The following is a 16752-nucleotide window of genomic DNA, read 5'->3' as shown; positions in this document are numbered from 1 at the left end:
CGTGCTCTCCATTAATTCTGTTCTGGTAATTTTTTTGCTGCCGCGGCATCGAGTAGCCATTCCGTGGTGCCTTTGGCACTACGGATATTGGCGGCAGGATATGGCAGTTGGGTAGGCTCGTGTGTGGCGATCTCATGCACGATCGCTTGCTTACCTTCACCCAACACCAGATAACTGATTTTCTTCGCCGCGCGCAGCACACGGGCGGTTTTTGATACACGCTTTTGCCCCGATTCAGGATGCGAAGCCACCAGCGCGAGCGCGGTATTGTCATACTGAGGATCGTGCGGGAACAGTGAGGCCGTATGGCCATCGCCACCGACGCCCAGCAAAATCCAATCAAACACAGGCGTGCCGTTTTCGCTTGGGATCAAGGCTTGCATTTCCGCACTAAAGCGGGCCGCTTCCACGTCCGGAGCCTCTTCACCCCTAATACGGTGAATGTTCTCTTCCGGAATGCGAATGTGGCTAAACAGCAGCTTATTGGCTTCGCCGAAGTTACTCTCGGCATCATCCGGTGCCACACAGCGTTCATCGCCCCACCAAAAATGCAGGTTTTGCCACTGAATCGCATTGGCATAATCATCACTGGCTAAACGCTTAAACAGCATTTTGGGCGTGCTGCCGCCAGAAAGCGAAATGTGCACGGCACGATCTTGCTCGCTCAGCGCTTGCATCGTGTCGGCTAAATGATTGACCACCGCGTCGGCATCATCAAAAATTCGGGCATTTATCATAATTCGCAGTATTCCGTGTCAGTCAGGTTTTTGCAGGGAAAGCGCCAAGCATGGCCATCACGCTCCAGCAACTGATCCGCTTCTTTCGGTCCCCATGTTCCGCAGGCATAGCCAAACAAGGCTTTGTCATTTTCTTTGTACTGCAGAATAGGCTCAACAAACTGCCAGCAAGCTTCGACTGCATCACTCCGTGCAAACAAAGTGGCATCGCCTTTAAGCGCATCTAGTAACAAGCGCTCGTACGCGGTCAACATCTGGGTTTCCCTTTAAGGCCAAAGCTCATTTGAATGCCTTCGTCGGGCTGAATGCGGATCACCAAACGGTTCTCAGGGGCATTTTTGCCGAATACAGGATGCGGAGTTTGTTTAAAGTGGATCACCACTTCGGTTACGCGAGTTGGCAAGCGTTTACCGGTGCGCACATAAAAGGGCACCCCGTTCCAACGCCAGTTATTGATAAACATCTTCAGGCCAACATAAGTCTCAGTGCGCGAGTCTTCCGCAACACCTTGCTCATTGCGATAGCCCGGTAACGCATTGCCACCCACTAATGATTCTGTGTACTGGCCGAGCACCAAGTTGTTAGTCAGATCATCATCAGACAATGGTTCGAGCGATTGTAGTGCTTTAAACACCTCATCACGCATGGCGTCAGCATTGATTTGTGCCGGCGGCTCCATCGCCACAAGTGCAAGCACTTGCAGCAAGTGGTTTTGGAACATATCGCGCACCGCACCCGATTGATCGTAGTAACCACCGCGGCCTTCTACACCCAGATGCTCCGCACCGGTGATCTCTACATAATCGATAAAGTTACGGTTCCAAAGCGGTTCAAACATCGCGTTGGAGAAACGGAAAACCAGCAGGTTTTGTACTGTTTCTTTGCCTAGGTAATGATCAATGCGGTAAATCTGATGTTCAGCAAAGTGGGCGTGAATGTCTTTGTCGAGCTGGCGCGCGGAGGCTAAGTCATAACCAAATGGCTTTTCGACCACCAAACGTTTCCAGCCGGTGCTTTCATCATTGAGGCCATGTTCAGCCAAGCTAGCAGGAATCGAGTTGTAAAGCTTTGGTGGCGTGGCAAGATAAAACAGCGTGTTCCGCTGGGTGAAGCCATACTGAGCGGCCAACGCATCTAACCGCTCGGTTAGGTGGTGGTATTCGTGAGTATCCGAGATATTAAATGACTGATAGTGCACATGCGCCATAAAGGCGTCGAGTGTAGCAGGATCGGTCTTCTCTAGCTCCTGCATAGAGTGACGCAACTTGTCGCGAAATGACTCGTCACTGTAGAAGGTGCGGCTTGCGCCTAGAATTGCGAAAGACGCAGGCAGCTGTTTGTTCGCATACAAATGATACAGGGCTGGGATCAGCTTACGGAAGGTCAGATCGCCAGATGCACCAAAAATAACAATGCTGCTGTTTTCTGGAATTACCATCATCTTTCCTTTGATAATAAAGGTACTGCATGTGATTTGCGCCACAAATTAGCAGCGCTATGGCCAAATTGGTAATTGGCGCTACCTATTGATGCCATCGTTGTAACCACTGAATCTGGCGGCTGTTCCTTGTTCATCCCTACATTGAGAACTCAGCATTCCCAGCCAGTGTGCTACAAAGGCGGTCTAGTCTAGCACTTTCTTACTCAATAAGCTTTACCCTAACTGGTATGACATGGTCGAGTGTCCATCTGCTGAGCAGCGTCACACAGCTGTTGGATCAGTGCCTCGACTTTCTCATGCCGCGCATTACGCAGGGTATATAAACCGACGTTACCCGTTTTGTTGGGCTGGGTTGTCAGCACGCTCACACCCTGACTGGCAAGGTATGTGTCGGCTTTGCTGGTATAAGGCATCACTGCTTGCGTGTCGTGCAACAGATCGATACTGGCGCTCAGCGCATCGACATCAAACACCACGGTATGCGCACAGGTGACAGGCGTAATCGGGTTGGCAAGCAAATGCGCATGCCGGGCATGATCAGGCGTGACACGCATCAACGGCCAATCATTTAAACGCTGAGGATCGATGCGGGTCGATGTGTCTGCGAGTAGCGGATGGTTATCAGCCACATAGTAGCTTTCCGCGTCCTGAAACAAGGGCATAAAGCGCACTTGCTGGCTCGCAACCAGATCGTCAATTTCATGACCGATAAACACATCCACATCGCCACTGAGCAGCGATGCCATCAGTGCCAAGCGATTACCAAATTCGATGTGGACCGCACACTGGCGCTCAGCTTGATAATCAAGCACTGCCGGTTTAACAAACAAAGGCCACCACGCCTCCCCGGTACCAAGCTTTATTTGCCCCGCTTCACGCGCTTGCAAAGCATGAAGCTGGGCATGAAGCCGTTGTCGCGCGGCATGCTGTGCGGTGGCATGCTGATAATAAAGCTCTCCCGCGGGGGTCATACTGACGCCACGAGGATGGCGCACCAATAGCTGACATGCGAGACGTTGCTCAAGCTTTTGGATCTGTGCCGTCAATGAAGGTTGGCTGATCCCTAACTGTAACGCGGCCGCTTTAATACCACCTGCCTCAACCACTGCAATAAAGTAGCCAGCAACTTTTTCTACATCCATACCGCACTCACTCACAATTTAGCGGCTTACTTTATAGCCTAATAGAGATACACGATTCAATGATACCGCCGATTTTTAATCTATTGGCATCTTATCTATAGCCAATAGGTTATATCAATAAGCGTCACGCCTATTTTTCTTGGCATCGATCGCGCGCTAGGCTGTTGGCCACATCTCAAGCTGAGGCTTTGAGGATTTTTATTGTCGATAAGAGGTAATCGGTATGCAGAACACTTGGTGGCATGATGCGGTTGTTTATCAAATCTACCCTCGCAGTTTTTACGACACCAATGGTGATGGCATTGGCGATCTTAATGGAATTATCGAGAAACTCGATTACTTACATTGGCTCGGCGTCAATGTGTTATGGCTATCACCGGTGTACCAATCGCCGATGGATGACAATGGCTACGACATTTCGGACTACTGCGCGATCGCGCCTGAATTTGGCACCATGGAAGACATGACGCGCTTGATTGATAAAGCCGGCGCGCTCGGCATCAAAATCGTGATGGATTTGGTCGTCAATCACACCTCCGACGAACACCCTTGGTTCCAAGCTGCGCTTCAAGACAAAAAAAGTCCCTATCGCGACTTTTACATTTGGCGCGATGCCAAACCCGATGGCAGCGCACCCGATGATCAAGGCTCAATTTTTGGTGGCAGTGCATGGCAATGGGAGCCAAACACCGAGCAATATTACTTTCACTTGTTCTCCAAACGTCAGCCCGATTTGAACTGGGAAAACCCCGCCGTCCATGACGCCGTGCATAAAATGATGAACTGGTGGATCGAAAAAGGCATTGGCGGATTCCGCCTCGATGTGATTGATTTAATTGGTAAGGAAATCGACAAAGGCATTACCGGCAACGGGCCGCGCCTTCACCCTCTGCTACAGGCAATGAATCGAGCCACATTTGGCGACAAAGACTTGCTCACCGTCGGCGAAACATGGGGCGCAACGCCGGAGATCGCCAAACTTTATAGCGCACCGGAACGCAATGAACTCTCCATGGTGTTCCAATTTGAACATATTACCGCTACCTGGAAAGACGGCGATAAATGGCAGCCCGTACCGCTGGATGTCGCCGCACTCAAACAGGTACTGTTCAAATGGCAACAAGAGCTGGCCGATAGCGGTTGGAACTCACTATTTTGGAACAACCACGATTTGCCGCGCGCCGTATCCAAATTTGGTCACGACGGCCAATACAGAACCCGCTCGGCAAAAATGCTCGCCACAACCTTACACTTGATGAAAGGCACGCCCTATATCTACCAAGGGGAAGAGATTGCGATGACCAATGTCGCCTTCCCGTCTATCGACGATTATCAAGACATCGAAACCCGCAATTTTTACCACTTGCGTGTTGCAGAAGGCGTTGATCCAGACACCATGATGGAGGCGGTCTACCAAAACAGTCGCGACAACGCCCGTACCCCAATGCAATGGGAGAACGCACCGCAGGCAGGCTTTACCCAAGGAACACCATGGTTACCGGTTAATGCTAACTACACCACCATCAATGTGGCACGGGCCACTGAAAATAGCGGCTCTGTACTTTATCACTACCGTGAACTGATCAAGCTCCGCAAGCAATACCCAGTGATCGTACACGGCCAGTTTGCGCCTGTGGAAGAATCACACCCTAACGTGATGGCTTACGAGCGCTTCGACGATACCCACCGCATTTTGGTAGTCAGCAACTTTAGTGAGGAAAAACAAATCATCACCCTCCCCACACACTGGCTCGATAAGGCTTTAACCTGCCTTAGCTACAATATGGATCCGGTCAAACAGTTAAGCACCACCTACAAACTAGCCCCTTACGAGTCGTTTGCGGTAATGCAGTAGCAAGGGCGTTTAGTTGCCGATATCATCACACGCCTGCAGATAGCTGCAGGCGCCCAGCCAAAGGCGACTCACTCCTCTTACACGCCATAAACGACGTCTACCGAAGCCATTAATACATATACCCCAGCCAATCCATATGGCCTGCAGGCCATGATTTGTCTTTCATCGGTTTTACATACAATTCATCGACATATTCGACCGCAACGCCATAATTTGTATGTTCATGGATGCGTAGCCAAGAGGCATCTGACTCGACAAGCTGAAAGCCATTAGCCACATAAAAATCGTGCACCTCAGAGATAAGAATAATGAAATCAACGTCCTTATCTCTGGCATAGTCAGCCAGTTGCGCCAGCATACCCGAGCCAATCCCTTTTCTTTGCCAAGCGCTGTCGATGCAAAAATCACTCACGCCTAATACTTTATATACGTCGCCACCGACATTCACTGCCCTATAATCCAACCCCATATAACCAATCAGTTGATTATCTTGGTATTGTAATGCCCGCATGTGGAGAAGCTGCTTATAGTAAGAACGGGCAACTTGATGGTCAGGAAATGCCTTGTTTCTAAGGGCTTGAATAGCCTCATGCTGCGCGTTCGACACTTCGATTTCTGGGAGAATTTCCATGTTTAAGCTATTGATAATAAATCCATTTATTCAATTATTAACCAAGTCGATATATTAATATGATTCCAATCATGTTGGCTTATAGGTCACGGGGAAATGAGTTTTAGTTCACACAATAAAAATGGCGGCTTCTACGTAACGTAAAAGCCGCCATTCCTTTATAACCTTGATCAGCGCTCTATGAGAGTCACTCCCTTTCTTGTGGGGTTTGCTTTTATACAAGCTGTTAGGTCACGATCAATCGATACAAATACGCGTCACTCGCCCCATACTGAATCCGTTTGATTCTTTGAAAACCCTGTTTCTCGTAAAACCGCTGCGCGCCGACACTGAACGTGGGAGTTTCTAGTTCGATCACTTCTCCCGGCAGTACGTGTGCCTTAAGAAATTCGAGTACCATCTGACCCATCCCTCGCCCTTGATAATCTGGGGCGATAAACAGCCTTATCAACTGGAGGATGCCGGATTGGTATAAAAAGTAAAACCCGCCCACCCGCTGACTGTTTTGCTTAATCACATAATATTGGTAACAGCTTGCGGCGTATCGTTGATGGTCATAGCTATCATAACCAGGCGGTCCCGACCCACAAAGCGCGCGGTCAGACTCAAATGCGCGTATTTGCAACCGTACGAGTTCATGCATGTCACACTCATTTGCCTTTTCGATCAAGCACACGTCATCACTCACTTCTTTCACCATACCAAGCAGCTGTGGTCACGCCTCTTTCCAATCACGAATGGGACTCATGGTTGCTCTATCTGCTTAAAGTTGAAATTCAATAGCTGAGATTTACTGATTGGCGTGCTCGATTCAGCAAAGAAAACGTGTCGCGCTCCCGCCCCTAGTGTCGCTTCGCGGAAAGCACGTACCTCAACATTAGTAATCCCACCTTCAATTTTCTCGATAAATTGAACAATCGCTATTGGCGATAGAGAAAAAATACTTTTAGGTAATAGTTCATCAAGTACATCTTTTAAGCAGCGTTCAATGGCAAAGAATTCACCCATTAAGGTTCTTGGATGCGATAGTGCTGCACATGTCCGCACAATCGAGCTATCCGTTTCAAGATGTGTTGCTTTAACTTCACCCTTTTTAATTTTCAGATGCACATGATTCTTTTTGAACACTTAAGCTCCTTGGAAAAATGGCACACATCATTTTTAAATATTGGTCTTATCAATATTCTTAATGGTTACCTGCGCACCCGTTTGACTGTTGATTGTCTTATGGTATCGACCATTAACGAAATGTAGTGCTGAATAATCACTGATCCCATAGCAAGGCATGTTTATATGATGATTGGCGAACTGAGAAAACAGCTCAGCTTTTTCGTCACTCCCCGTATAATGCGCTGATGCAAGACCTTGGACAAAGCTAAGCCCCTCGATAACGGAATACTTCTCAGGATCGCTATCTGTGATCCCGTAGTCGAACCAACATATTGCGCCCGCACTCATACCACACAATATGATGCCACTTTCATAGCAATCTTGAAGTAGTTTATCTATTCCCCACGCTTTCCATACCGCTAACATAGAGCGTGTATTACCACCGCCAACATAAATTACATCTTGCTCTTGCAGATGTGTTCGCCAGTCTAGGTTGGCTTTAAATAATGGAAAATGACTTAAGCGGCGACTGAGTTTGGACTGATAAAAACGGTCGATGGCTTCCTCCGCATCCCCAGTGGCAGTGGGAATATAGCAAACTTTCGGATCGCTTTTCCCAGTTAACCTGAGCGCATATTGATCTAATTCGCTTTGCTGCTCTCCCATCATCCAACCACCACCGCCTAACGCGACAATATGTTTATCCATGACATGGCCTGATTATTGACTAAAGTTCCCTATGTATTAAAAAGTATCAAGGAAAGAAGTGACATCTTCCCTTCGCGTAAAATGAAATTTTACACCAACAAATTTTTCGAATAATTGGCGATGATAGCTGTGTGAGCTCTTTGATTTTCTAGAATAATACTCGGAGGCCCATTGGATTAACGCTTGAAAGTTGTTTTTCGCTAACTCAGCATTCGTTTCTTCGCTAACATTTTGACCTCTTAAACGTAACGATTCTTCGCATTTGGTCCAGTCTATATCAATAAAAATCAATGTATCAGCAAACTCAAGTAACTTCTCAACGAGCGCACCAAAAACACCTTCGACAACCCAAGCATCCTCTGATGATAATTGTTTTAAATCGTCATCAATAAATTTTGTTGGCCGTTTATTGCTATATCCACCTGGCTCCCAATAAAAAGTGTCTAGGTTAACGTCTCTAGCACCAATCTTGGCTGACAGCCGAGCTGATAGCCAACTCTTCCCAGCCCCTGAGTTACCTATTATAACAACTCTTTTCATACACGGTTATCCATTTAATTGTAGCCACATAAAAAGGAAAAACGACAAATACTTCCCGATGTAATCCATCTTAAAATATTTGTCGTCAATGCTATTATGCCCTTGGGTCCGGGATGGTTTTAAAGGTAGCGTCGAAAACCTTGTTGTCACCCTCAGAGAGCTTTAACTGATAACTAAGTGATTTTTCATAAAACTCTATAGCTTGGGCTCGTTCTCCTGTGATCAATAGTGAATGACTTAAGACCGCATTCGTGAATGCTTGAATCCAATTCGCACCTTGTCCGTCAAAGTAGGAAAATGCCGTTTTCGCAAATTGAATACACAGAGGAGAATCATTGATACAAAGTGCTCTTGCTATTGCTAAATTGGCAAGTTCAATATTCTCTTGGGTTCCTACTTCTGACCAATGATACAGAGAGGAAAATGCAACAGTTAAAAGCTTTTTCTTCTCTTCTTGGCTCAGGTCTGACTCCGATAACGACCAAAATTCATTGTTGCTTTCAATTGCGAAGTATCGGTTAAAGCGAGAGATTTCTTCACTATTTGGCTTTGCCATAAACATCCTTATTAATATAAATGATATAATTATAACCCACCCAATGCCTAGCAATAGGTGGTAACAATATACACTTTATAGTTATTAGTTACAATTCAGAAGCGTATACACAAACTTCCCTTTTCTGTCCTTGTATACGATACGACTCCCTACCTATGTATGTGATACCCAATTTTTTAATCACAGATTTTGAGCGCGAATTTCCAACTAGATGTGTCACTTTCAAGCGCTTCAATCCATAGTGTTTTTTAGCAGATTCTATTAAACAACGTGATGCTTCTGTGGCATAACCTTTTCCCCAGTAAGGGATACCCAACCAATAACCAAGCAGGCCAGTACCCTCCTGCAATTTTGGAAAGCTCACCGCCCCAATCAGTTCCAGCGTGGTTTTTAACGTGATGGCATAAACCACACCTTGACCACTTAAAAACAACGACTCGTGGGTTCGTATCCAACTTTCGGCATCAGAAATATTATATGGATGGGGGATATTTGCGGTCATTTCCGATACTTTCTTTTCCCCAACCAGTTCGGCGACACGTTCCGCATCATTGAGAGAAAACGGCCTCAATATTAACCTGTCACTTTCAAAAATTTTTTGCACTATACCTCCTTAAAAAATGAAACGAGCCTTATAAAAGGTCAAAGCGCATGATTTCTTAATGAAATTTAATTGTCCAAATGGATTTAAACCTAAAGGTTACTATTGAAATTCGTCACCCTGATTTTTTAAGGTTTTATGCCCGCATCTTGTACAAACTTCATATCGATCGATTAAGTCCAACGAAGCACCAATAGGACTAGCAACACCACCAAAGAAACCGTCGAGAAAAGCCTTAAACTGTTCTTTTTTACTTTTCCCATATTTCGAAGGCTTTTGCTTTATGATTTCTTTATGCTCAGTTTCTTGTCCACATTTCTCACAAAACATACTATTCATTCTGATTCCTCAACACTTCTGCACCTTTATTCACTTTTCGATGCGTCTCATCGCTCCATCCAGCCACGTTCATTTTTAAGCTTAGTGAATATATTCCGTCGTCTTTTTAACTTGATTTATAGGCTGGCTTACTCAGATCGTCGATGCCTGCTCAATAAAACTGGTTAAAATCCATAGCCGACCCAATTCTTTGATGGCTTTAGTCCCGCCAAGTACTGCTTGGCGAGACTCCTATTAAAAACTATGAGGCTCAAGGCCTTTCCGTGCTCTGTTTAGTTAATCGCGTCTATCTAAACGTTGCTCTGTTGCGCTGATTTAGCGTTTGATAACAATAGTGCCCGTTTCAACGACACGAGACTCCTTCGACGCCATGACCTTCGCCGTGTGCTTTTCGGATGAGAAAAGTGATTTCGCTGATGTCATCGGTTGACTGATAGACGGAGCATGCTCTTGTTTTTGATAATGAATTTCCCAATTTCGAGTGCCAGTGTTGTAGCGCATGAAGGCAAAGCCAGTAATATTTTTAATCATGGTGTGGCCTTGCTGGTAAAAGCCGTAGTCACGAAAACTCATGTACTTGATTAAGTTATTACCGTGTTCTTGCACATCATTGTATTGCTTATCTTCTTTACCACCTTCCACATGGTAGACTCTAATGCGGTCATCATCCCAGTCATCAACCACAAAAGAACACCCGCTAAAATTTGGCGTGAAAACATACAAATGGTCTCGATGAGGATCGGGATGCTTGGGTATATCGAGGTACTTACCTTGCGCTACCCAGTAGGCCATCTGTGATGTATTTTTATCGGGCTGTTCACCTGCGAATGTATCGATGACTTGAATCGTACCGACTGTTCCATGTGCGTATTGATACTGCATACCACTAAAAACAAGTTCACCACTCTCTCTTACTTCCTTTTGAGTCACCGCGCTAAGTGATGAGACCTGTAGGGCGACAACTTCAGCGCTAACAGGCTGATTCGCGAAGCTGGCCCCAAGTAGATCCGAGGGTAAAACACGTTTTCCTACCGCATCGTTCATTCCCATTCTGGATGCTGGCATCGGTGACAAAATTGCACCAGGAAACTCCCGCTCTTCACCGACATAAATACGGTTATTTTGTTCTTTCGCTTTACGGTCAGCGGCGATCTTATTTCTGTGCGCAGCGTATCGAGGTTCATTGGCTTGAGTTTTTTGCCAGTTTTCTTCCTGCTCCTGAAATCGTTCTCTACGCTGCCTTTCAATTTTTTCTCTCGAAGTTTCTTTTGGCGCGACGGGTTCGCTACTCGCTTTATTGACCGGCATTGATGCGCCTGTTGGCGCAAAATTTCTTGTAGTGGCGCGATCTAATGCAGCCTTTGACGCAGCGGATTGCCTTGCCATTTCACAACTCGCACACGGACACGTTAATGGATCAGGATGCATGACGGGACATCGGTGAGGTTTAGAGGAGTCAAAAACATCGGATAAGTTCATATCACAATCCACTCGCGTTCTCTGAATATGCGCATCGTTCCATAATGAGGAAAACAGGTGCGTAACATGCAGTAGTTATGTTAATGAGTCACCCTCCTATTTTTAAACAACGTTAAACGTAGAGGGTTTGGCAGTACGCTCCAATATCATTGGAGAGTCATGCCGCCTAGTACCATTAGGTCATCATTGTTCTATATTTACCGCCACCAGTTTCATATCTATCCGTGACGCACCCATACCCCCCTAACGAGTATAAGGTTAGCAACAGGACGCTGACCTCAGCATCGAAAAAACCTGGCTCTTGGTAACACGTTTTTCATAACATAGTCTTCTGCATGTGACGAGAAAAATCGCTATGTGCTCTCCACTATTTTTAGTATGAATATATCGTCCTATCGATTCACCGCCGCAAGACTGAAATAAACCGCCATAATGATGTACGCAAGAGAATGGTTATTTGAGATTTGATAAGCCGAGACAGCGTGATTTAACTCGTTCTCACGCTCCTGAGTGGGAACGGGAAGTAATGTCTAATGGCCCTGTCACGGCAAGCAGCGGTGAGTCGCAGTAACAGACCTTCTATATGTGTTTGCCGTAAGCAATGACTTAATGGCGGAAAGGACAGAACGAAGTAGACGACTTTGTTGTTCGAGAGCATTGGCTGCTCGCGCAGCCAAAAAAATGCTATTGCCTATTGACCGGAGAAGGGCTCATAGGTGTTAGGCGACATTTCTACGTTTAACTTCTTTCTTATACGAAGATTCATTGTATAGCCAAATAACCCAAAATGCGAAAAACATCCCGATCGTGTAAATTGAGTAATTAAGAGCATTATCCGATAAGAAAATCGTAATGCTTGCCGCATCAGAAGATGGATAAAGGAAAATAACATTAAAAATCATGTACAAAATGGCTGTGACGAAAGTCGTTCTGAAAAGCCAATTTAAACACCCTTTCTTTCGCGATTTTTGCCAATTATCAAATGCTTTACCATTCATTAATCCACTCCTTTCTATTAACTGAAGCTAGATTCACGCCAAGATACTATCAATACTCTATCGTTTATCTCATGTCGCCTAACGAATGACATGGATTCCCCCTCTTGACGATCTGCCACACTTAGGTGCGGCCTTTAATAACGGAGGTAACCATGTCTACTCCATTCTTTTGTGGCGTTAGTCTCGCCAAGCACAATTTTTCTCTTCACGCGGTGGGTGACCACGGGAAGTAATGTCTAATGGCCCCGTCACAGGATTGCAAGGCAGCGGTGAGTCGCAGTAACAGACCTTCTATATGTGTTAGTTGCCCATCTCAAGTCCGAGTGCTAACATTTGTACACACAACAGCAAAGGAACACATCATGGACACTAGAATTCAATTTCGTGTTGATGAAGAAACAAAACGCCTAGCACAACAAATGGCTGAGAGCCAAGGGCGCACACTGAGTGATGCTTGCCGTGAACTTACTGAGCAACTCGCTGAACAACAAAGAAAAACATTATCTCACGATGCGTGGTTAACTGAACAAGTAAACCTAGCATTTGAGAAGTTTGACTCAGGAAAATCCGTTTTCGTTGAGCACCAAGCTGCTCAATCTCGAATGGAAGAGCGTAAAGCCAGAATCCGTAATCGAGGCAAGTAATGATTTTATGGGAAGAAGCGTCACTTAACGATCGTGAAAAGATCTTCGAATTTCTCTATGACTTCAACCCTGATGTAGCAGAAAAAACTGACAGCCTCATTGAAGAAAAAGTAGACAACTTGCTTGAACAACCTTTAATGGGCGTACAACGAGATGGCATCCGCGGACGATTACTCATTATTCCTGAGATTTCGATGATTGTCTCTTACTGGGTCGAGGGCGATATCATCCAAGTTATGCGTGTACCGCACCAGAAACAAAAATTCCCTACGGATTGATTGCCTCCTCTGGGGAACATAACGAATGACATGGATTCCCCTGTTGAAGATCTTCCACACATAGGTGCGGCCTTTAATACCGGAGGTAAGCATGTCTACTCAATTCTTTGGTGGCGTTAGTCTCGCCAAGTACACCTTTCTCTTCACGCGGATAATAGCCCTGTCACAGGGTTGGCAGGCAGCGGTGAGACCGCAGTAAGAGACCTTCTATATGTGTTTGCCGTAAGCAATGACTTAATGGCGGAAATGACAGAACGAAGTAGACGACTTTGTTGTTCGAGAGCATTGGCTGCTGGCGCAGCCAAAAAATGCTATTGCCTATTGACCGGAGAAGGGCTCATATGTGTTATGTATAATTTTTCACGAAAAACATAACCAGCCAGCCATTAGTAAGAATGCTACCGTCGCAAGTAAAAAGGTTAGATCCCAAAAAAAATACAGAGGGTGTATAAACTGTAAAAGACTTTTTAACCAACCATGTTGTAGTTGGAGAAATGCTTTCTCTTCCATGAAACTAGACATGCTAAACCACAGCCCTCGAACACAATCAACCTCTTTCAAAATCACATAGCGCCCTTTAATTAACTCATTATTTTGCGACTTCAAAACCAACCAAACCACAAAAAACAAGGCAAAAAAGACAAACGTCGGGATTACCATCCACCCTAGAGTAGCAAGTAAGATTGAGACTACAATATTATCCAATGTGCCACCTAACCAAATTATTCATAACGCCAATCTTCAGCGGCGACCTTTACGCAGCTAAGCGGAGAAAAGAGCGTCCGGTGGAGGCCCGCTAGGGCCGGAACGAACTGTAATGGCTTGTTAAGGATGTCAATCGTCAGCATAGATATCGATGATGTGCTTTGGAGAAAATTCTAGCTCCAAGCCTGACTGGATTTGATCTGTGCAGTACGGGTCATTATCCAATATACCAACGTAGCCCTTCGCGGTTGCCTCCTTAACGACCACCCACATTCTTTCGACGTTGACCTCACCATCCTCCTCTATGCGGAACACAAGCTTTACGATGTCGCCAGAAGAAAGAGACTGTCTAGCATCCAATGGCGGAATCCAAAAAGTATCCGGGGCTTCTACGTGGAGCTGTTCTCCACTCTCTAGCTCAAACTCGACCATAGTATCCTTAACGCTCTGAATCGGTAGGCTTGCGCCTTTGTTCTGCTTGAAAGCGTTGCCACTTTTTTAAGATATCGTTCTCCTCTTCAAGCTCTGTGATCCGTCGCTTGAGTGCCGATAACTCATCCTTCACCTTGTCTGGCTTCACTTTATTTTTTTGGGACTTGACCATACCAAACTCTCCATCTCGATACGCTTTACGCCATTTCGATAGCATGAATGGATGGATATCAAGCGCCTCTGCAACCGACTTCACTGTTCGATGCGTCTCATAGCTCCATTCAACCGCTTTTAGTTTGAAGTCTAGTGAATATTGCGCTGTCTTTTTACCCGTTTTATAGGCTGGCATACTGACCTCCTCTGGTCGTCGATGCGTGTCCAGTAAAACGGATCAAGTCCACTGTCCCTCTTGAAGAGTTTGTTAAATTTCATTTTCGTTGTTCTGAGCCTTAAACGAGTATTGAGGAAAATCTAACATCATGCCTCTTTCGATAGAGTATTTAACAAATATATATTGCTTTACAGCTTCCTCATTACTTCGAGGAATATCGCAGTCAGCGACCATGATATTCTCTTTAGCTTCGAGATCGACAAGGTCAAATATTCCGATTTTTCCAACGAACTTAGATAGAAAATAAGAAGATTTAAACTCTGTGTAGTTTGGTGATTTATCGTTAACAAGCAAAACAACGTTTTTATTTGTGATAAGAAAAACACCATCTATGATATTTCTATGCTTAAAGAACTCGCTATGATAAGCGTAGTAACAGCTTGACGCTTCACTGGACTGAGATTCAAAGTCAATGATGTGCTTTCTACCATAAAGCGTTGAAATTATTTGCTCAGCCTGTGTACCTTGCGCTACACCATTAGCAACAATAAAAAGTAAGCAGAAATCACTCTTTGTATTTTCTTTCTGCGCTTTCAATTGCTTTATTCCGTTATCTATAACTCCTGAGATACGGTTACGATAACCTGTAGTCCCAAGGTGCTCAAATACGCCACCTTCAGCTAACTCTTTTTGTTCACGCTGATGTAATGCTTCGTCGTCTGATTTTTCCTTCAATTCGATCAAAACGGTTTCTTCCTGTTCAATCAGAAAATCAGGTGTTTTTTCGTCAGACTCAGCAATTTTTCGAGCTTCTACAGAGAACTTTTTGAAGTATTCAATAACTTCATTTTCTAAGTTTTTCATCTATGTCCTTTATGAAATTTAACGCCAAAAAACAGCGGCAAATTTATGCGTCCGGCTGATTTTTCTTGTTATGCCATATAGCTAAGTAGAAAACTCTCTACATCTCTAATCATATTTTCCACATCTGAATCTTTAAACTCATCTGGCTTGCCATGAGCTGCACTATTTCGAATGTCGGCAATAGCAGTAATTCTCTTTTGTTGAAGCTTATTATAAACTCCAGATTTGGCTAGCTGCGCATTCATAGTATCGAGTTTTCCGTGAGAAATTGAATTACTATCGCAAAGGTCTCGTAATGCAGTCTCGAGAACGACTCCAGAGATAACGGCAGCGGCAAGTTTATAGCCATTATTAAGTAATTCTGTAGCCTGCTCTAACTCACTATCAAAGACTTCAGCCTGAACCAAATATTTTAGTGAGGCCAAATATCCGCCATCGAAATCTTCCTTAGCTGCTAGAAAGATAGCGCCAAGTCTTTTTTTGATGGAATAGTCTGACTCCATTGTTCTGCGTTTTTCGCCTGCCTCGAAAGCCACAAAGTGCTGCGATTCTTCACCGCAGGCAGTAACCAATAGATTCTTTACTTTAACTTTCCAGCCGGTAAATAACTCGATATCAATAGCTTCAGTTATTCCTCCATTAGCTCTATTGACGCTTCGTTTCGTAGCCTCAATATCATCAAGTTGATTCTCCAAATCGACAAACCTTTGAGCCAATTTCTTATTCATATTTTATCCTTTCTTGATTCCGCATCCTCGATTGGCATAACGCCGCAAACAGTGGCGCTTTCACCAATATTGCAACAACAAAAAACCTTTAAACAACAAGCATCCAAGCGTTAAGCGTCCATTGATTTGCTTTGTTATGTGCGTATTTTATCGGCTTCGGCATCATCAATTTCAACACCGTTATTAACCAAATATTTCACTTGTTTAAATATATCGCTATCGTTGGTGAAGTTTAAACTATATATTGGCTTACCGATTGATAGTGCATGTTCAATTTCCAATGATATCCAAGGTGATGTAAATGAATTATCAGTATTCACGGAATTTTTTGTTTGCAGAAATACAATACACCTTGATTGTTCAATTCGCTTTTTTAACACCATTTTGGTGTAGTCACTTACTAGATTTCGCTTCAAAAAATCATTATCGCTAGTCCAGTCACAGTAAACACTCAAATCATGATTATTAAGGCACGACTTAACCTGCCTTACTAAATCAGAGTCTTTATAGCTATGCGAGATGAACACATGGAACTTCTTTTTATTTTGTATAGTATTTGACTCTAATCTTTGGTACAAATCTTCTGGAGAAACAGTAAACCGGTCTGTCTCTGTATTATATTCTGTATTATAT

20 protein-coding genes and 1 pseudogene are annotated in these 16752 nt (G+C 44.7%); 3 read left to right on the top strand and 18 right to left on the bottom strand.

Features of this window, described 5'->3' with window-relative positions:
* Positions 1-11: 11 nt before the first annotated feature.
* From pgl to BZJ19_RS07975, 3 genes and pseudogenes are all read right to left on the bottom strand, one after another.
* Entirely contained in the window at positions 12-737 is a 726-nt protein-coding gene (gene pgl / locus BZJ19_RS07985; RefSeq protein WP_077675214.1) for a 6-phosphogluconolactonase, read from the bottom strand.
* Positions 734-2175 (bottom strand): annotated as a pseudogene (gene zwf, locus BZJ19_RS07980) (glucose-6-phosphate dehydrogenase). The gene pgl and the pseudogene zwf overlap by 4 nt, the downstream one beginning before the upstream one ends.
* A 221-nt stretch (positions 2176-2396) precedes the next feature.
* Positions 2397-3320, bottom strand: a complete 924-nt coding sequence (locus BZJ19_RS07975) for a LysR family transcriptional regulator (RefSeq protein WP_077675213.1) — start codon at positions 3318-3320, stop codon at positions 2397-2399.
* A 223-nt stretch (positions 3321-3543) separates the two neighbouring features.
* On the opposite strand from BZJ19_RS07975, the gene BZJ19_RS07970 reads away from it, so the two are divergent.
* Positions 3544-5175 (top strand): glycoside hydrolase family 13 protein, encoded by a 1632-nt coding sequence (locus BZJ19_RS07970; protein WP_077675212.1) that lies wholly within the window; start codon positions 3544-3546, stop codon positions 5173-5175.
* Positions 5176-5284: 109 nt separating this feature from the next.
* Here the strand turns inward: BZJ19_RS07970 and BZJ19_RS07965 are convergent, their stop codons facing one another.
* The 10 genes from BZJ19_RS07965 to BZJ19_RS07920 all read right to left on the bottom strand — a co-directional run bounded on the left by BZJ19_RS07965 (position 5285) and on the right by BZJ19_RS07920 (position 12137).
* Positions 5285-5806, bottom strand: a complete 522-nt coding sequence (locus tag BZJ19_RS07965; protein ID WP_077675211.1) for a GNAT family N-acetyltransferase — start codon at positions 5804-5806, stop codon at positions 5285-5287.
* Between the two features lie 226 nt (positions 5807-6032).
* Complete coding sequence (locus BZJ19_RS07960; RefSeq protein ID WP_235608169.1) at positions 6033-6449, bottom strand: GNAT family N-acetyltransferase; 417 nt, start codon at positions 6447-6449, stop codon at positions 6033-6035.
* Positions 6450-6550: 101 nt separating this feature from the next.
* Positions 6551-6934, bottom strand: coding sequence for a hypothetical protein (locus BZJ19_RS07955; protein ID WP_077675210.1), 384 nt, complete (start codon positions 6932-6934; stop codon positions 6551-6553).
* A gap of 33 nt (positions 6935-6967) precedes the next feature.
* On the bottom strand, positions 6968-7624 hold the full coding sequence (locus tag BZJ19_RS07950; RefSeq protein ID WP_077675209.1) for a Type 1 glutamine amidotransferase-like domain-containing protein: 657 nt from the start codon (positions 7622-7624) through the stop codon (positions 6968-6970).
* 36 nt (positions 7625-7660) lie between these two features.
* Complete coding sequence (locus BZJ19_RS07945; protein WP_077675208.1) at positions 7661-8164, bottom strand: P-loop NTPase family protein; 504 nt, start codon at positions 8162-8164, stop codon at positions 7661-7663.
* A 94-nt stretch (positions 8165-8258) separates the two neighbouring features.
* Positions 8259-8720 carry a hypothetical protein gene (locus tag BZJ19_RS07940; RefSeq protein WP_077675207.1) on the bottom strand — a complete coding sequence of 154 codons (462 nt, stop codon included), beginning with the start codon at positions 8718-8720 and terminating at the stop codon, positions 8259-8261.
* Positions 8721-8808: 88 nt separating this feature from the next.
* Positions 8809-9324, bottom strand: a complete 516-nt coding sequence (locus BZJ19_RS07935) for a GNAT family N-acetyltransferase (RefSeq protein WP_077675206.1) — start codon at positions 9322-9324, stop codon at positions 8809-8811.
* A gap of 99 nt (positions 9325-9423) precedes the next feature.
* Positions 9424-9660: a hypothetical protein gene (locus BZJ19_RS07930; RefSeq protein ID WP_069589425.1), complete on the bottom strand. Its 237-nt coding sequence runs from the start codon at positions 9658-9660 to the stop codon at positions 9424-9426.
* A gap of 315 nt (positions 9661-9975) precedes the next feature.
* Positions 9976-11139: a cytotoxin gene (locus BZJ19_RS07925; protein WP_077675205.1), complete on the bottom strand. Its 1164-nt coding sequence runs from the start codon at positions 11137-11139 to the stop codon at positions 9976-9978.
* Between the two features lie 719 nt (positions 11140-11858).
* Positions 11859-12137, bottom strand: coding sequence for a hypothetical protein (locus tag BZJ19_RS07920; RefSeq protein ID WP_077675204.1), 279 nt, complete (start codon positions 12135-12137; stop codon positions 11859-11861).
* 362 nt (positions 12138-12499) lie between these two features.
* Between BZJ19_RS07920 and BZJ19_RS07915 the strand changes: the two genes are divergently transcribed.
* Entirely contained in the window at positions 12500-12781 is a 282-nt protein-coding gene (locus tag BZJ19_RS07915; RefSeq protein ID WP_069586513.1) for a type II toxin-antitoxin system TacA family antitoxin, read from the top strand.
* Entirely contained in the window at positions 12781-13059 is a 279-nt protein-coding gene (locus tag BZJ19_RS07910) for a type II toxin-antitoxin system RelE/ParE family toxin (protein ID WP_077675203.1), read from the top strand. The genes BZJ19_RS07915 and BZJ19_RS07910 overlap by 1 nt, the downstream gene beginning before the upstream one ends.
* A gap of 834 nt (positions 13060-13893) precedes the next feature.
* Here BZJ19_RS07910 and BZJ19_RS07900 read toward each other — a convergent pair.
* The 5 genes from BZJ19_RS07900 to BZJ19_RS07880 all read right to left on the bottom strand — a co-directional run.
* Positions 13894-14196 (bottom strand): DUF2314 domain-containing protein, encoded by a 303-nt coding sequence (locus tag BZJ19_RS07900; RefSeq protein WP_077675201.1) that lies wholly within the window; start codon positions 14194-14196, stop codon positions 13894-13896.
* A gap of 7 nt (positions 14197-14203) precedes the next feature.
* Positions 14204-14545, bottom strand: coding sequence for a transposase (locus tag BZJ19_RS16985; protein ID WP_102136120.1), 342 nt, complete (start codon positions 14543-14545; stop codon positions 14204-14206).
* Between the two features lie 72 nt (positions 14546-14617).
* Complete coding sequence (locus BZJ19_RS07890) at positions 14618-15391, bottom strand: hypothetical protein (RefSeq protein ID WP_077675200.1); 774 nt, start codon at positions 15389-15391, stop codon at positions 14618-14620.
* A gap of 68 nt (positions 15392-15459) precedes the next feature.
* Positions 15460-16119 (bottom strand): DUF4145 domain-containing protein, encoded by a 660-nt coding sequence (locus BZJ19_RS07885; RefSeq protein WP_077675199.1) that lies wholly within the window; start codon positions 16117-16119, stop codon positions 15460-15462.
* 134 nt (positions 16120-16253) lie between these two features.
* Positions 16254-16752: toll/interleukin-1 receptor domain-containing protein (locus tag BZJ19_RS07880; RefSeq protein WP_131826389.1), on the bottom strand; the 499-nt coding region annotated here is incomplete at its 5' end.

Origin of the sequence: Salinivibrio proteolyticus (genome assembly GCF_001996165.1) — a bacterium.
Taxonomy (GTDB): Bacteria; Pseudomonadota; Gammaproteobacteria; order Enterobacterales; family Vibrionaceae; genus Salinivibrio; species Salinivibrio proteolyticus.
Note: the sequence above shows the minus strand (reverse complement) of the source record. Positions and strands in the feature narration are given on the sequence as shown.

What these genes read in the sequence shown, in the direction of transcription:
- pgl (WP_077675214.1), bottom strand. Translation starts at nt 737, where the DNA reads ATGATAAATGCCCGAATTTTTGATGATGCCGACGCGGTGGTCAATCAT.
- BZJ19_RS07975 (WP_077675213.1), bottom strand. Translation starts at nt 3,320, where the DNA reads ATGGATGTAGAAAAAGTTGCTGGCTACTTTATTGCAGTGGTTGAGGCA.
- BZJ19_RS07970 (WP_077675212.1), top strand. Translation starts at nt 3,544, where the DNA reads ATGCAGAACACTTGGTGGCATGATGCGGTTGTTTATCAAATCTACCCT.
- BZJ19_RS07965 (WP_077675211.1), bottom strand. Translation starts at nt 5,806, where the DNA reads ATGGAAATTCTCCCAGAAATCGAAGTGTCGAACGCGCAGCATGAGGCT.
- BZJ19_RS07960 (WP_235608169.1), bottom strand. Translation starts at nt 6,449, where the DNA reads ATGCATGAACTCGTACGGTTGCAAATACGCGCATTTGAGTCTGACCGC.
- BZJ19_RS07950 (WP_077675209.1), bottom strand. Translation starts at nt 7,624, where the DNA reads ATGGATAAACATATTGTCGCGTTAGGCGGTGGTGGTTGGATGATGGGA.
- BZJ19_RS07945 (WP_077675208.1), bottom strand. Translation starts at nt 8,164, where the DNA reads ATGAAAAGAGTTGTTATAATAGGTAACTCAGGGGCTGGGAAGAGTTGG.
- BZJ19_RS07940 (WP_077675207.1), bottom strand. Translation starts at nt 8,720, where the DNA reads ATGGCAAAGCCAAATAGTGAAGAAATCTCTCGCTTTAACCGATACTTC.
- BZJ19_RS07930 (WP_069589425.1), bottom strand. Translation starts at nt 9,660, where the DNA reads ATGAATAGTATGTTTTGTGAGAAATGTGGACAAGAAACTGAGCATAAA.
- BZJ19_RS07925 (WP_077675205.1), bottom strand. Translation starts at nt 11,139, where the DNA reads ATGAACTTATCCGATGTTTTTGACTCCTCTAAACCTCACCGATGTCCC.
- BZJ19_RS07920 (WP_077675204.1), bottom strand. Translation starts at nt 12,137, where the DNA reads ATGAATGGTAAAGCATTTGATAATTGGCAAAAATCGCGAAAGAAAGGG.
- BZJ19_RS07915 (WP_069586513.1), top strand. Translation starts at nt 12,500, where the DNA reads ATGGACACTAGAATTCAATTTCGTGTTGATGAAGAAACAAAACGCCTA.
- BZJ19_RS07910 (WP_077675203.1), top strand. Translation starts at nt 12,781, where the DNA reads ATGATTTTATGGGAAGAAGCGTCACTTAACGATCGTGAAAAGATCTTC.
- BZJ19_RS07900 (WP_077675201.1), bottom strand. Translation starts at nt 14,196, where the DNA reads ATGGTCGAGTTTGAGCTAGAGAGTGGAGAACAGCTCCACGTAGAAGCC.
- BZJ19_RS16985 (WP_102136120.1), bottom strand. Translation starts at nt 14,545, where the DNA reads ATGCCAGCCTATAAAACGGGTAAAAAGACAGCGCAATATTCACTAGAC.
- BZJ19_RS07890 (WP_077675200.1), bottom strand. Translation starts at nt 15,391, where the DNA reads ATGAAAAACTTAGAAAATGAAGTTATTGAATACTTCAAAAAGTTCTCT.
- BZJ19_RS07885 (WP_077675199.1), bottom strand. Translation starts at nt 16,119, where the DNA reads ATGAATAAGAAATTGGCTCAAAGGTTTGTCGATTTGGAGAATCAACTT.